At 67.3% G+C, this 14,190-nt stretch carries 11 protein-coding genes; 8 read left to right on the top strand and 3 right to left on the bottom strand.

The window, feature by feature from the left end; all coding sequences use genetic code 11:
- Window positions 1-31: 31 nt before the first annotated feature.
- The 4 genes from AC6RA4_RS07045 (at window position 32) to AC6RA4_RS07030 (ending at window position 5,281) form a co-directional block, all read left to right on the top strand.
- Window positions 32-754, top strand: coding sequence for an ABC transporter ATP-binding protein (locus AC6RA4_RS07045; RefSeq protein ID WP_500158782.1), 723 nt, complete (start codon window positions 32-34; stop codon window positions 752-754).
- Window positions 751-1,548: an ABC transporter permease gene (locus AC6RA4_RS07040; RefSeq protein WP_500158780.1), complete on the top strand. Its 798-nt coding sequence runs from the start codon at window positions 751-753 to the stop codon at window positions 1,546-1,548. Before AC6RA4_RS07045 ends, AC6RA4_RS07040 begins: the two co-directional genes overlap by 4 nt.
- A 166-nt stretch (window positions 1,549-1,714) precedes the next feature.
- Window positions 1,715-3,919, top strand: a complete 2,205-nt coding sequence (locus tag AC6RA4_RS07035) for an NADP-dependent isocitrate dehydrogenase (RefSeq protein ID WP_500158778.1) — start codon at window positions 1,715-1,717, stop codon at window positions 3,917-3,919.
- 171 nt (window positions 3,920-4,090) lie between these two features.
- On the top strand, window positions 4,091-5,281 hold the full coding sequence (locus AC6RA4_RS07030; protein ID WP_500158776.1) for a glycosyltransferase family 87 protein: 1,191 nt from the start codon (window positions 4,091-4,093) through the stop codon (window positions 5,279-5,281).
- Between the two features lie 213 nt (window positions 5,282-5,494).
- Here the strand turns inward: AC6RA4_RS07030 and AC6RA4_RS07025 are convergent, their stop codons facing one another.
- Entirely contained in the window at window positions 5,495-6,097 is a 603-nt protein-coding gene (locus AC6RA4_RS07025; RefSeq protein WP_500158774.1) for an outer membrane protein, read from the bottom strand.
- 342 nt (window positions 6,098-6,439) lie between these two features.
- Here AC6RA4_RS07025 and AC6RA4_RS07020 point away from each other — a divergent pair, with 342 nt between their 5' ends.
- Window positions 6,440-7,552, top strand: a complete 1,113-nt coding sequence (locus AC6RA4_RS07020) for an NAD(P)/FAD-dependent oxidoreductase (RefSeq protein WP_500158772.1) — start codon at window positions 6,440-6,442, stop codon at window positions 7,550-7,552.
- A gap of 2 nt (window positions 7,553-7,554) precedes the next feature.
- Here the strand turns inward: AC6RA4_RS07020 and AC6RA4_RS07015 are convergent, their stop codons facing one another.
- Window positions 7,555-8,496, bottom strand: coding sequence for a YihY/virulence factor BrkB family protein (locus tag AC6RA4_RS07015; RefSeq protein WP_500158770.1), 942 nt, complete (start codon window positions 8,494-8,496; stop codon window positions 7,555-7,557).
- A gap of 199 nt (window positions 8,497-8,695) precedes the next feature.
- Here AC6RA4_RS07015 and AC6RA4_RS07010 point away from each other — a divergent pair, with 199 nt between their 5' ends.
- Window positions 8,696-9,037 carry a hypothetical protein gene (locus tag AC6RA4_RS07010; protein WP_500158768.1) on the top strand — a complete coding sequence of 114 codons (342 nt, stop codon included), beginning with the start codon at window positions 8,696-8,698 and terminating at the stop codon, window positions 9,035-9,037.
- Window positions 9,034-11,109, top strand: coding sequence for a pyrroloquinoline quinone-dependent dehydrogenase (locus AC6RA4_RS07005; RefSeq protein WP_500158766.1), 2,076 nt, complete (start codon window positions 9,034-9,036; stop codon window positions 11,107-11,109). Before AC6RA4_RS07010 ends, AC6RA4_RS07005 begins: the two co-directional genes overlap by 4 nt.
- 79 nt (window positions 11,110-11,188) lie before the next feature.
- Here AC6RA4_RS07005 and AC6RA4_RS07000 read toward each other — a convergent pair whose 3' ends face one another.
- Window positions 11,189-11,881 (bottom strand): hypothetical protein, encoded by a 693-nt coding sequence (locus AC6RA4_RS07000; protein WP_500158764.1) that lies wholly within the window; start codon window positions 11,879-11,881, stop codon window positions 11,189-11,191.
- A gap of 387 nt (window positions 11,882-12,268) precedes the next feature.
- On the opposite strand from AC6RA4_RS07000, the gene glgX reads away from it, so the two are divergent.
- On the top strand, window positions 12,269-14,190 hold a 1,922-nt coding region (gene glgX / locus AC6RA4_RS06995), incomplete at its 3' end, for a glycogen debranching protein GlgX (RefSeq protein ID WP_500158762.1).

Genomic DNA, 14,190 nt, shown 5'->3' with positions numbered 1-14,190 from the left:
GTGGCCGGTTCGATGAACCAAGAAGACCCGTATGACCGCTCTGGAAATCTCCGATCTCGGCTACAGCTACGGCAACAAACGCGCGCTCGACGGCGTAAGCTTTGCCCTGAGGCCGGGCAAGTTCACCGCCCTGCTCGGCCCCAACGGGGCGGGCAAGTCGACGCTGTTTGCGCTGCTCACCCGGCTCTTTGTCAGCCGCGAGGGGCGGATCTCGGTCGCGGGGCACGACCTGGCGCGCGAGCCGCGCGCGGCGCTGTCGAAGATCGGCGTGGTGTTCCAGCAGCCGACGCTGGATCTCGACATGTCGGTGATGCGCAACATGCGCTATTTCGCGGCGCTGCATGGCATCTCGGGGCGCGAGGCCGAGGCCCGCTCCGAGCGCGCGCTGGCGCAGCTCGGCATGGCCGAGCGGGCGGGCGAGAAGGTGCGCGACCTCAACGGCGGCCATCGCAGGCGGATGGAGATCGCCCGTGCGCTCATCCACCAGCCCGAGGTTCTGCTGCTCGACGAGCCCACGGTGGGGCTCGATTTCAAGAGCCGGCAGGCGATCGTCGATCACGTGCACGGGCTGGCGGAGCGCGGGCTGACGGTGTTCTGGGCAACCCATCTGGTCGATGAGATCCGCGACTATGACGATGTGGTGGTGCTGCACCGGGGCCGCGTGCTGGCGCATCGCGCCGCCGCCAAGCTGCGCGCGGGACGACCGCTGGCCGAGGTGTTCATCGAGATGACCGGCGGGGAGGAAACCCGATGAGCCTTTATCTCACCGCCATGCTCGCCATCATCCGCCGCGAGGCGCTGCGCTTCATCCACCAGCGTTCGCGCTTTCTGGCCGCACTGGTGCGCCCGCTGGTCTGGCTGGTGGTGTTTGCCGCTGGCTTCCGCGCGGCGCTGGGGCTGTCGATCATCCCGCCCTATCAGACCTACATTACCTACGAGGTCTATATCGTGCCGGGGCTCTGCGGCATGATCCAGCTGTTCAACGGCATGCAATCCTCGTTGAGCCTCGTCTACGATCAGGAGATGGGCTCGATGCGGCTCTTGCTGACCTCGCCGCTGCCGCGCTGGTGGCTGCTCTTGTCCAAGCTGCTGGCGGGGGTCGCGGTGTCGATCCTGCAGGTTTATGTCTTCCTCGCCATCGCCGCCGGGTTCGGGATCGTGCTGCCGACCATGGGCTATCTTCTGGTGCTGCCGGCGCTGCTCGTCTCGGGGCTGATGCTGGGCGCGCTGGGGCTGCTGATCTCCTCGACGATCCGCCAGCTCGAGAATTTCGCCGGGGTGATGAACTTCGTGATCTTCCCGATGTTCTTCCTGTCGACGGCGCTCTACCCGCTGTGGAAGATGGCCGAGAGCTCGACCCTGCTGCGCGACATCTGCGCCTGGAACCCGTTCACCCACGCGGTCGAGCTGATCCGCTTCGCGCTTTATGTCGAGCTCAACGGCTGGTCGCTGCTCTGGGTCTGCCTGAGCTTTGCGCTGTTCTTCGGGCTGGCGCTGGTGGGCTACGATCCGTCCTACGGCATGACGCGGCGGCGCCGCGGGGGGTGAGCCGGGCGCGCTTTGGCGCATCTGGCGGCATTGTCACGCGCAAACACCGCCCCCACGCCCCCGATAGGCGCTTTAAGACCGGGCTTCGGGATGCTAATGCCTTGCGCATAATCCGCCGCCGGGATCTGCCGGCGTTTTCCCATGACCTTGGAGGGGCTCTGAAAACATGGCTGACCAAAACACTCCCGACATTGTGTATACAAAGGTAGACGAAGCACCCGAGCTGGCCTCGGCCTCGCTGCTTCCGATCATCCAGAGCTTCGCGTCTGCGGCGGGAATCAGCGTCGGAACCAAGGACATTTCGCTCGCCGGCCGCATCATCTCGACCTTCCCCGAGGTGCTGACCGACGCGCAGAAGCAGTCGGACGACCTGGCATGGCTCGGCGAGTGGGTGAAAAAGCCCGAAGCCAACGTCATCAAGCTGCCCAACATCTCGGCCTCCGAGCCGCAGCTCGTTGCCGCGGTCAAGGAACTGCAGGAGCAGGGCTACGCGCTGCCCGACTACCCCTACGCCCCGTCGACCGACGAGGAAAAGGCCGTCCGCGCCAAGTATGACACCATCAAGGGCTCGGCGGTGAACCCGGTCCTGCGTGAAGGCAACTCCGACCGCCGCGCCGCGGCCGCGGTGAAGAACTACGCCCAGTCCAACCCGCACCGCATGGGCGAGTGGACCGCCGACAGCAAGACCCGCGTCTCGGCGATGTCGGGCGGCGACTTCTTCTCGAACGAAGTGTCCGCCACCCTGCCGAAAGCCGCGACCGCCAAGATCGTGCTCGAGACCGCCGAGGGCGAGACCGTCCTGAAAGAGGGTGTCTCCTATCCCGAAGGCACCGTGGTCGACGCGACCTACATGTCGGCCAAGGCGCTCGACGCTTTCCTCGCCGAGGAAATCGAGAAGACCAAGGAAGAGGGCACGCTGTTCTCGCTGCACATGAAGGCCACGATGATGAAGGTCTCCGACCCGATCATCTTCGGCCACGCGGTGAAGGCATGGCTGGCGCCGGTGTTCGAGAAGTACGGCGCCAAGATGGAAGAGCTCGGCGTGAACCCGAACGGTGGCCTCGGTGCGCTGCTCGAGCGCGTCAAGGACGCGCCCGAGATCCTCGCCGCCATCGAAGAGGTGACCGCGTCGCGCCCGCCGATGTACATGGTGAACTCCGACAAGGGCATCACCAACCTGCACGTGCCGTCGGACGTGATCATCGACGCCTCGATGCCGGCGCTGATCCGCGCCGGTGGCAAGGGCTGGGGCCCGGACGGCAACGAGGCCGACACCAACTGTGTCATCCCCGACAATTCCTACGCGCCGGTCTATGACGCCACCATCGAGTTCTTCAAGGCCAACGGCAAGCTGAACCCGGCCACCGCCGGCACCGTTCAGAACATCGGCCTGATGGCGCAGAAGGCGGAAGAGTACGGCTCGCACCCGACCACCTTCGAGATGCCCGCCGCCGGCACCGTGAAGATGATCCTCGACGACGGCACCGTGCTGCATTCGCACGACGTCGAGGCCGGTGACATCTGGCGCTCGGCCTCGGCCCGCAAGGCGCCGATCGAAGACTGGGTGAATCTGGCCATCGACCGTCAGAAGGCGACCGGTTATCGCGCCATCTTCTGGCTCGACGCCAACCGCGCCCACGACGCCGAGCTGATCGGCTATGTGAAGCCGATCCTCGAAGCCAAGGGCGTGGCCGACAAGTTCGAGATCATGGCGCCGCGCGAAGCCACCGTCGCCTCGCTCGAGACCATCACCAAGGGTGAGAACACCATCGCGATCACCGGCAACGTGCTGCGCGACTACCTCACCGACCTGTTCCCGATCCTCGAGCTCGCGACCTCGGCCAAGATGCTGTCGATCGTCAAGCTGATGAACGGCGGCGGCCTGTTCGAGACCGGCGCCGGCGGTTCGGCTCCGAAGCACGTGCAGCAGCTGATGGAAGAGAACCACCTGCGCTGGGACAGCCTTGGCGAGTTCTGCGCCCTTGGCGAGAGCTTCAAGTTCTTCGCGGACCAGTCGGGCAACGAGAAGGCCCGGGTGCTGGGCAACGCGGTGGATATCGCGACGCAGGGCATCCTCGACGAGAACCGTTCGCCCTCGCGCAAGGTCGGTGAGCCCGACAACCGCGACAGCCACTACTGGTTCGCCCGCTACTGGGCCAAGGCGCTGGCCGAGCAGTCGGACGATGCCGAGCTGAAGGCGCATTTCGAGCCCATCGCCACCGCGCTGGTCGCAGGCGAAGCCGCCATCGTGGGCGAGCTCTCGGCCGCGCAGGGCAAGGCGGTCGATCTCGGCGGCTACTACCATGGCGACGCGGCCAAGACCGCGGCCGTGATGCGCCCCTCGGGCACGCTGAACGGCATCATCGGCTGATCGCCAGATGATCTTCCCCCGTCCTCGCGCGCGAGGGCGGGGGGCTCCGGCCCCGTCGCGGGCAAAAACGCGACACCTTGCACGCCACATCCGCGCTGCGCTTGCGCAGCAGTTGCGATGCGCCCGGCGCTTCGACAGGTTTCCCCGGAAGACCGTTGTCAGGGGGCCCTCGTGCCGTCAGGAAATCCGCTCTCTCCCGTCTATGTCGCGACGCTGCTGCTGACGCTCGTCTCGAGCGGCGCGCTCTACCTGTTCTATCTATCGGGCCTGCAGGCGGGCGGGTTCGACTCCGCCGGGCTGCTGCTCGGGCGGGATTTCCTGAACCTGCATTTCGCAGGCACCCTGCTGGGGCAGGGGGAGATGCAGACGCTCTTCGATGAGTCGGCCTATGTGGAGGCGATGCAGGCCCATCTCGGGCGTGATTACTCGGTGCACAACTGGTCTTACCCGCCGCACATGTTCCCGCTGGCGCGGCTTGCGGCGGGCCTGCCGTATTTCGTGGCGCTGGGGCTCTGGACGCTGGGGGGGCTGGCGCTCACCTGCCTTGGTGCGCGGCTCGCCGGGGTGCCACTGGTCTGGCTGCTGCCGGTGGTGCTGTCGCCGGCGGTGACGGTGAACAGTCTGGCCGGGCAGAACGGCACCTATACCGCCGGGCTGCTGCTTCTGGCGCTGGCCCTTGCCGAGCGGCGGCGCTGGCTGGGCGCGGGGCTGTGCTGGGCGCTGCTCACGGTGAAGCCGCATCTGGGGCTGCTGGCGCTGCCGATGGTGCTGCTGCGCCGGCAATGGCGCATCGTGGCGGCGGGGGCGGCCTGCCTGTCGGCGATCGTTTTGGTGACGCTGGCGCTTTACGGCGCCGAGCCGTGGCACCTGTTCTTCACCGAGACCACGGAACAGCAGCGGGTCGTGGTGGAGGAATGGCGCGGGCTGTTGCTGAAGCTGATGCCCACCGCCTTCATCGCCGGGCGTCTTGCGGGGGTCGAGACCGGCACCGCCTATCTGCTGCACGCGGGCGTCGCGGTGCTGACGCTGCTTCTGCTCTGGCGCAGCTGGCCGGGGGAGGGGGGCACGCTGCGCGACTGGATCACCTGGTTCAGCCTCGGGACATTCTTGCTGCTGCCCTACAGCTTCTATTACGATCTGGTGATCCTTCAGGTCATGCTGGTGCTCTGGGTGGGGGCGCCCAAGGGCCTGTTTCCGACGCGCTCGGACGCGGTGGCGCAGGTGGCGTGGTATGCGGCGTGGTTCCTGCCCTATCTCTGCTATCTCGCCGCGATGGCCTGGGAGGTGCAGCCGGCACCGGCGCTGCTTTTGCTGATGCTGGGCGGTCGTGCTATCGCGCAGCGCAGGGCGGATCGCTCCTAGCGCAGAGAGGTGTCTTTCGCGGCGGTCCTTTGAAGGACCGTGTAGACGCATTTGGCAAGGACGAGGATTGCGGCGGAAAGGATCATGTCTGTCGGGGGGTCTGATTGAGATCCGCAGCGCGGTGCGCGGAGTTCGAATGGGGGGCGGCGGCCTGTCTTGCAATAGGCACCCGCCCCGGACTGCAGGGCGGGTGCTTCGTTCAGGTTCGGGCGATCAGAACCGGTAGTTGAGCGAGACGTTCAGCGTGGTGGCGTCGAGGCCCAGCTTCTTGGCGTTGAAGTCTTCGAAGCGGTTGTAGATCACCTCGGTGCCGAGGGTCCAGTTGTCGGCCACGAAGGTCTCTGCGCCGACGCCGAGGTAGTAGCCGTCGGAGTCCTTGGCGTTGAGGCTGCCGCCGCTGGTGTAGGCCTTGGCGTAGCCTGCGGTGCCGTAGAAGAAGGTGTCGCGCGGGGCAACACCGGCACGGCCGCCGACGCGCAGCAATCCGTCGACCGTTCCGGCCGAGCCGAGCTCTGCATCGGTCCAGTCATACTGGATGCCGACACCGCCGACCCAGTTTCCGAAGTCGTGGTCATAGCCGGCTTTCAGGCCGTAGAGGCCCTTGTCCTTCGAGGCGTTGACTGCGCCGTCGGTGTCGAAGGCCCCATAGCCGATCTGGGCGCCGAGCGAGAAGCCGGTCCAGTCGCGTCCGGCCGACATGGTCGACAGCGGCAGCACGTAGGGATCGGTCGCAACCGGCTCGAGGGTGCCTGCAAAGGCCGGTGCGGCAATGGCGCCGGCGAGCAGGGCGGGGAGGGCAACTTTCTTGAGTGCCATTGTTCAGCTCCATCGTTTTGTTTTGTCAGTCTCAGTGGGCTGGCCCGGGCTATATAGGGTTGTATTTTTCAAGTTTAAATGGTGTTTAGATTATGTGTCTTTCCGGATTTGATCAAACGAAAGGTTATTGGAAACAAAGGGTTATTATCAAATTGGCCGCCGTTTACGTTAACATTGTTAGTTTTCGCCGCCCGAAGCACGAAGAGTTGAAGCTGTCTTGAAACTTCGCAGAAAATCCCACGCGCATGCGCGCGCAATAAACAACAAGTGCCGGGCGCAGATGTGGGGCGGAATCGCCCGCCTGATCTTGCCGGGGCGGTGGCGCGGTGGCATGACCGGCACATGGACAAGGTCGACTGCATCATCGCCGGCGCCGGGGTCGTCGGGCTCGCCATCGCCCGCGCGCTTGCGCAGCGCGGGGCCGAGGTTCTGATCCTCGAACCGGAGGATGCCTTCGGCACCGGCACCTCGTCGCGGAACTCCGAGGTGATCCATGCCGGGCTCTACTATCCCACCGGCAGCCTGAAGGCGCAGCTCTGCGTCGAGGGCAAGGCGCGGCTTTACGATTATGCCGAGGCCTATGACGTGCCGCACAAGCGCTGCGGCAAACTGATCGTTGCGACCTCCGAGGCGCAGGTGGCGGCGCTCGAGGCCATCCGCGCCAAGGCCGCGGCCGCGGGCGTGCACGACCTGCGGCTGATCCCGGCCGAGGAGGCGCGGGCGATGGAGCCGGAGCTCCAGTGCAAGGCGGCGCTGCTCTCGCCCTCGACCGGCATCGTCGACAGCCACGCGCTGATGCTGTCGCTTCTGGGGCAGGCGGAACAGGCGGGGGCTTTGCTGAGCCTTGGGACCAAGGTCGCGGACGTGCGGGTGACGCGCGAAGGGTTCGAGGTCACCAGCGAGGATGTCGCCAGCGGCGCGCGCTTCACCATGGGCTGCGCGCAGTTCGTGAACGCCGCCGGGTTGCATGCCTCCGAGCTGGCCGCCCGCATTGCGGGGCTCGACGCCGCGCATGTCCCGCAGACGCGCTTCGCGCGTGGCAATTACTTCGCGCTTCCGGGGCGGGCGGCGTTCTCCCGGCTGATCTACCCGGTGCCCGAGCCCGGTGGGCTTGGCGTGCACCTGACGCTGGACCTTGGCGGAGGCATGCGCTTCGGCCCGGATGTGGAGTGGATCGACGGGGTCGACTACCGCGTCAAGGGCGCGCGCGCGGGGCATTTCGAAACCGAGATCCGCAAGTACTGGCCCGCGCTTCCCACGGGCGCGCTGGCGCCGACCTATTGCGGCATCCGGCCCAAGCTCTCGGGCCCCGGCGCGCCGGCGGCGGATTTCCGCATCGACGGGCCGGAGCGGCACGGGGTGTCGGGGCTGGTGAACCTCTTCGGCATCGAAAGCCCCGGGCTGACCGCGTCGCTGGCGATTGCCGAGCGGGTGGCGGCGCTTCTGGCGCCCTGAGCTCAGCCCTCGGGCGTGGTGTCGGCGACGACGGCGCCCCGCTCGCCCATCGGGCGGCGTGCGCCGCTAGTGGTGTCGGCACGGGTCTCATGCTCGAGCTCGGCGTTGATCTTGCCGCCAAGCAGCACGACGAAAGCGGAAATCCAGAGCCAGAACAGCAAGATGACCACACCTGCCAGTGACCCGAAGGTCTCTTGGTAGCTGCCGAAATTCTCCGCGTAGATCGAGAAGCCCACCGAGGCCACGATCCACAGCACGCAGGCAATGACCGCGCCGGGAGTGACCCAGCGCCAGCGCGCCGCGCGACGGTCGGGGCCGAAATGATAGATCAGCGCCACCGCCAGCAGGGTAAACCCGAGCAGCAGCACCCAGCGCAGCACCGAGACCACGGTCTCCACCGTGCCGCCGAGCGGGATCACCGCCAGGATGCCGGGAAGAACCAGCACGCCCGCCAGCGCCAGCACCAGCCCGACGATCAGCAGAAAGGTCAGCGCGATGGTGGTGAGCTTGAGCGTCACGAAACCCCGCGTCTCGCGCTCGCCATAGGCGACGTTGAGCCCCGCGACGAGGTTGCCGACCCCGGCGGAGGCGGAGTAGAGCGCAAGTCCGAGACCGAGCAGCGCCGCGAGGCCGAGCCCGCCCTGGTCGGATCCCGCCACGCTCTTGGCCTGGTCGATCACGATGGAGGCGGCGCGCTCGGGCAGCATGGCCGAGATCTGCTGGATCTGCTCGGTGACGTCCGCCGGGGTCAGGAACAGGCCGGCGACGGCCATCAGCGCGGTGATCGCGGGAAAGATCGCCAGCAGGCCGAAGAAGGCGACGCCGGCGGCGATCAGGCTCAGCCGGTCCTCGCCGATGCCATCCTTGACCCGGAACGCCGCAGCCTTCCAGCGCGCGGCGCCAAGCTCGGTGGGGCGGGATGCGAAGGCGGTTTCGGCTGGCATGAAGGGCTCCGGTCGGAAAGAAGGCTGTTTGCTCAACCCCGAGCCCTGCCGGCGGGTTCCCGCCGCTGGGCCCCGACGGTCAATTCTCACGAATGTCTCGCAAAAATTTGTCAGTCGCGCGCGCCGCCCTACTCCTCAGACCTGTGGCGGCGCGCTGCTCCCCGGCCCACCGTCCCCGACACATGAACAGGAGCCGCTCATGTCCTATCGTCATGGCCTTACGGTCATAATGGTCTTTGCGATCGTGGCCATCGGCTGCGGTCTCTACGCCTATTTCGCCCCGCTCACCGGTGTCACCGGCGTCTGGGGACCGCTCGCCGCCGCCTTCGGCGCGCTCTGCATCCTGATCGGCGGCGCGCTCATGGTGCGCGCCCGCAGCCGCGGCGCGCGCGTCGTGCTGATGCTGCTGCTGGCGCTCGGGATCGTGCTCACCGCCGTCGCCGCGTGGCTGCTGCATCAATGGGTGATGCTGGCGGCGCTCGGCCTCTGCGCCCTGGGCTGGATGGCCGCTGTCGCCGGCCCGGAAGGAGACGTCGCATGACCGCTTTGCTTCGCACCACCGCGCTCCTGAGCCTGCTCGCGCTGCCCGCATTTGCTCAGCAGCCCGCCGCGCCCGCCCCTGCCACGGCCGAGGTCGCGCCCGCCGCTCCCGAGGACGATGCGCCAGCGTCGGACGAGGCCGTGGCCGAGACTGCCGACGAGTCCGAGCCCGACGCCCCCGCCGAGACCGCGACGGTCCGGCCCTCTTCGGACGCCAAGGTTCCGACCCCCGGCACCGGCTGGCCGAGCTTCCACGGCCAGGTCTCGGGCGCGAAATATTCGCCGCTCGAGCAGATCACCCCCGAGAATGTCGGCGAACTGGAGCTCGCCTGGCGGCTCGAGACCGGCGATGTCTCGGACGGCTCCGGGGATCTGCCGGCGACGGTCTGGTCGGCCACGCCGATCTACGCCAACGACCTGCTCTACATCGGGACGCCGTTCTACCGCGTGCTGGCGGTGGATCCGGCCACCGGCGAGGAGGTCTGGTCGTTTGACAGCCAATCGACCCTCGAGGCCCTGACCCAGCCGGCGCTCAAGAACCGCGGCGTGGCCTATTGGGAATCCGCCGAGCCTGTCGCGGGCGAGGCCTGCCAGCGCATCGTCTATCTCGGCACCATGGATGCGCAGCTCTTCGCGCTCGATGCCGATGACGGCGCGCTCTGCGAGGGCTTCGCCGATGGCGGCGTGCTCGACGTCAACCAGTGGAACACCGTGAACGACCGCTGGCCGCTGTCGCTGCTGCAGCCGCCGACCATCGTCGGCGATCACGTGATCATCGGCTGGGCCGGCAATGACTGGGACTGGGCCGAAGCGCCTCCGGGCTCGGTCTTCTCGGTGAACGCGCAGAGCGGTGAGCTGGAATGGACCTTCGACACCATCCCCGAGGAGATCCGCGAGAAGACCGGCACCGCCAATGTCTGGACCGCAATGAGCGCCGACGAGGAGCGCGGCATCGTCTACCTGCCGGTGGCCTCGCCCTCGCCCAACTACTGGGGCGGCAACCGCACCGAGGACATTCCCTACGCCACCTCGACCACCGCGCTCGATATCGAGACCGGCGAGGTGATCTGGTCGCGGCAATGGGTGCATCACGACATCTGGGATTATGACATCAACTCGGCGCCAACGCTGATGGACATCACCGTCGACGGCGAGGAGATCCCGGCCCTGATGCAGGCCACCAAGATGGGCTTCCTCTTCGTGGTCAACCGCGAGACCGGCGAGGATGTCTGGCCGATCGAGGAACGCCCGGTGCCCGCAGGCGACATCGAGGGCGAGCGCTATGCCGCGACACAGCCCTTCCCGACCAGACCCGCGCCGCTGCTCGACCAGTCGAAGCTGCCCGATGTCTGGCCGATCGCCGATCTCGCCTCCTTCGGCGAATGCTCGGCGCTCTGGGACGAGATGCAATATTCCGGCATGTACCAGCCGCCCACCACCGAGGGCGCCGGGGCAGGGGCCTACCCGAACTCGGCCGGCGTGGTGCAATGGGGCGGCGTGGGCTTCGACCCCGAGCGCCAGCTTGCGGTGGTCAATCTCAGCCACGTGGTGCAGTACATCCAGCTCTACGAGCGCGAGGACTACGAGGAGATCAACGGCGAGGCCGGCACCGGCGAGAGCGGCTTCCACCCGCAAACCGGCGCCCCCTACGGCATGTCGCTCAAGAGCGCGCTGAACCGTTTGGGCATGCCGTGCTGGAAGCCGCCCTTCGGCGAGCTCGCGGCGATCGACATGAGCACCGGCGAGATCGTCTGGCGCAAGCCGTTCGGCTCGTCGCAGCGCTACGGCTTCTACATGCCCGAGATGTGGGGCTCGCCCACCATCGGCGGGCCGGCGGTGACCGCCTCGGGGCTGATCTTCATCGGCGCCACCATGGATGCCAAGGTCCGGGCCTACGATCTGCAGACCGGCGAGGAGCTCTGGGAAGACCTCACCGAGGCGCCCGCTGTCGCCAACCCGGCGATCTACGAACACGAGGGCACCGAATACGTGGCCTTCGTGTCGGGCGGGAACTCGATCCTGAAACCCTCTGTGGGCGACATGGTGTCGGTCTACCGGCTGCCGGTCGAGTAACGCACGACGATCCATCGAGAGGCGCGCCGAAAGGTGCGCCTCTCCTGCCTGCGTCCGTCGCGCCCCCTGCGGCGATGTCCTAGTTTCGCTCTGACATCTTGCCCGGGTTGTCGATCACCCGCAGCCCCAGACGTGCCTCGCGCGCACGGCGGACCTGTCGTGGCAGCAGGTTGCCGGCCAGCGCCGAGAGATAGGCGCCGATCTCGTCCACAGCCCGCTCGCGGCTCTTCTTGGCGCGCAGCAGCCGCCCCAGAGACGAACCGCGCTCTGCCGCCTTGGCGGCGAGCAGCATCAGGGCGATTTCACGCAGCCGGTAGAGCGTCATCTCGGCGATGTCCGGGCTCAGCCCGGCCAGTAGCGGCTCGGGCGGGGTGATCTCGGAGAGCAGCTCGCGCAGCGTCGCGCCATGCTTCGACTCCTCGGCGCGGGTCAGGCAGACCTCGACCACGCCGGCCATCTCGGCCTGGAACACCGCGCGCCCGACCTTGGCGGATTGCTCGGAATAGCCCTGCTGGCGAAGCATGGTCAGCTCGCCGCGCCTGGGCTCGTCGGTCACCGTCAGCCCCTCGAGCTCGATCTCCGAGGGCTCGGATTCGCCAAGCGCGTCGCGCAATCCGCTAGCCTCGGCAAAGACCGCGAGCTGCAGAAGGTCGTCCCGCGACAGGTCGCAGGAGAGGCGGCTGATGCCCGTGCCGCGATCCCCCCGGAAGCTCAGGGAGAGACGGCAGGTGCCGTCGTCGCGCATGTCCATGACGAAGATTTTCGAAGCCATGGGCGGGAATTAGGCGCAGCCCGCGGCGGGCGCAAGCGGGCCTTTCGATGACGCCGGAGCGGCGGGCGGATTTCGACCGATCCGCCCGCGCCGGCCGTTTCGGGATCGCGGCGGGACACATCCGCCGAGCGGAATTCGACGCAGCATCGCAAGAATGCGGGAACCGGAAACCGCCCGCATGGGTTATCATGCGGGTCAGCGATTATCCGGCCCACGATTCTCCCCATCGACCATCGGCCGCGAGATCTCGCGCCCCTCCAGACAACCGAGCGACCCAGACAGGATGCCCCAGCGACTGCCCGACTGCCCTTCGGATGCCGTTCTCTCCTGCCGGTCGCGCTCCGACCGCATTCTCCCCCATTTCTCCTCCTGATCCCGGAGACTGACATGCTTCACTCGCATAACGAGACGATTGATCCGCGCGAAGCCAGCGTCGATCCCGCCCGCTCGCGCCCCGACCAGCTCGGGGCCCGCTTTGACGGCGAAGGCACCAACTTCGCCCTGTTCTCGCAACATGCCGACGCGGTCGAGCTCTGTCTCTTCGACGCCGCGGGCGAAGAGGAGATGGCCCGGCTCGAACTGCCGCGCGCCGAAGGCGGCATCTTCTTCGGCTACTGCCCGGGCGTGCTGCCGGGGCAGGCCTATGGCTACCGGGTGCACGGGCCGCACAAGCCCAAGGACGGCCACCGCTTCAACCCGCAAAAGCTCTTGCTCGATCCCTACGCCATGGCGATGCGCGGCTCGCTGACATGGGATGATGCGCTCTACGGCTACCCGGTGGGCGGTTCGGATCTCGAGCTCGACACCCGTGACAGCGCGCCCTTCATGCCGAAGGCGGTGGTGGCCGACCCGGTCTTCGACTGGGAGGCCGATCAGCAGCCGCGGGTGCGCTGGCAGGATACGGTGATCTACGAGGCGCATGTGAAGGGCCTCACCATGCGCCACCCGGGCGTGGTGCAGGCCGATCGCGGCACCTTTCGCGGCCTTGCCTCGGACCCGGTGATCGAGCACCTGCAAAAGATCGGCGTGACCACCATCGAACTGCTGCCGGTCCACGCCATGGTGCAGGATCGCCACCTCGTCGAGCAGGGGCTGCGCAACTACTGGGGCTACAATACGCTCGGCTTCTTCGCGCCGAACCGGACTTATCTCGCCTCCGAGGACGTGCGCGAGATGCGCGCCGCGGTAAAGCGTTTCCACGCCGCTGGCATCGAGGTCATCCTCGACGTGGTCTACAACCACACCGCCGAGGGCAACGAGCTTGGCCCGACGCTGTCGTTCAAGGGTATCGACAATGCCAGCTACTACCTGCTGTCGCCCGAGGATCGCCGCCACGGGTTCGACACCACTGGTACCGGCAACACGCTCAACGTCTCGCACCCGATGGTGCTGCGGCTGGTGATGGACAGCTTGCGCTACTGGGTCGAGGCCTTCCACGTCGACGGCTTCCGCTTCGATCTCGCCTCGACGCTGGCGCGCGAGCCCGACGGGTTCGAGCGCGAGGGCGCCTTCTTCAATGCCATCCGGCAGGATCCGGTGCTGAGCCAGGTCAAGCTGATCGCCGAGCCGTGGGATGTTGGCGAGGGTGGCTACCAGGTCGGCGGCTTCCCCTGGCCCTTCCGCGAGTGGAACGACAAGTTCCGCGATGACGTGCGCGCCTTCTGGCGGCGCGATCCGGGGCTCCTGCCGGGGCTGTCCGAGCGGCTGATGGGCAGCCCGGTGCAGTTCGACCATTCGCTGCGCCCCGCCACCTCGTCGGTGAACTTCGTTGCCGCCCATGACGGCTTCACGCTCTGGGATACGGTGTCGTACAACGACAAGCACAACGAGGCCAATGGCGAGGGCAATCGCGACGGCCACAACCACAACCTCTCGGACAATATGGGCCACGAGGGCGCCACCGACGACGCCGGCATCAACGCCGCGCGCGAGGCGCGGGTGAAGGGGATGCTGGCGACGCTGTTGCTGTCGCACGGGGTTCCGATGCTGCTGGCGGGCGACGAGCTGGGCCAGAGTCAGGGCGGCAACAACAACGCCTATTGCCAGGACAACGAGACCACCTGGATCGACTGGGAGGGCGCGCGCCCGGGCCTGATCGATGCGGTGGCGGCGCTGACCGCACTGCGCCGCGAGTGGCGCGGGCATCTTGCGCCCTACGGCTTCTGGCCGCGCCCGGAGGCCACCGAGACCACGTGGATCCACCCCGAGGGACGCGAGATGTCGGGCGATGACTGGCAGGATGGCGGGCTTTTTGCGGTCGGCATGCGCCACCAGCAGGAGGCGTGCCGCGATCTTCTCGTGCTAGTCAA

It is taken from the genome of Salipiger sp., assembly GCF_059781815.1.
The sequence above is the reverse complement of the archived record's forward strand: the minus strand, read 5'-3'. Positions and strand labels throughout refer to the sequence as shown.

Coding starts and splice junctions, on each gene's coding strand:
- AC6RA4_RS07045 (WP_500158782.1), top strand. CDS start 32: ATGACCGCTCTGGAAATCTCCGATCTCGGCTACAGCTACGGCAACAAA.
- AC6RA4_RS07040 (WP_500158780.1), top strand. CDS start 751: ATGAGCCTTTATCTCACCGCCATGCTCGCCATCATCCGCCGCGAGGCG.
- AC6RA4_RS07035 (WP_500158778.1), top strand. CDS start 1,715: ATGGCTGACCAAAACACTCCCGACATTGTGTATACAAAGGTAGACGAA.
- AC6RA4_RS07025 (WP_500158774.1), bottom strand. CDS start 6,097: ATGGCACTCAAGAAAGTTGCCCTCCCCGCCCTGCTCGCCGGCGCCATT.
- AC6RA4_RS07020 (WP_500158772.1), top strand. CDS start 6,440: ATGGACAAGGTCGACTGCATCATCGCCGGCGCCGGGGTCGTCGGGCTC.
- AC6RA4_RS07015 (WP_500158770.1), bottom strand. CDS start 8,496: ATGCCAGCCGAAACCGCCTTCGCATCCCGCCCCACCGAGCTTGGCGCC.
- AC6RA4_RS07010 (WP_500158768.1), top strand. CDS start 8,696: ATGTCCTATCGTCATGGCCTTACGGTCATAATGGTCTTTGCGATCGTG.
- AC6RA4_RS07005 (WP_500158766.1), top strand. CDS start 9,034: ATGACCGCTTTGCTTCGCACCACCGCGCTCCTGAGCCTGCTCGCGCTG.
- AC6RA4_RS07000 (WP_500158764.1), bottom strand. CDS start 11,881: ATGGCTTCGAAAATCTTCGTCATGGACATGCGCGACGACGGCACCTGC.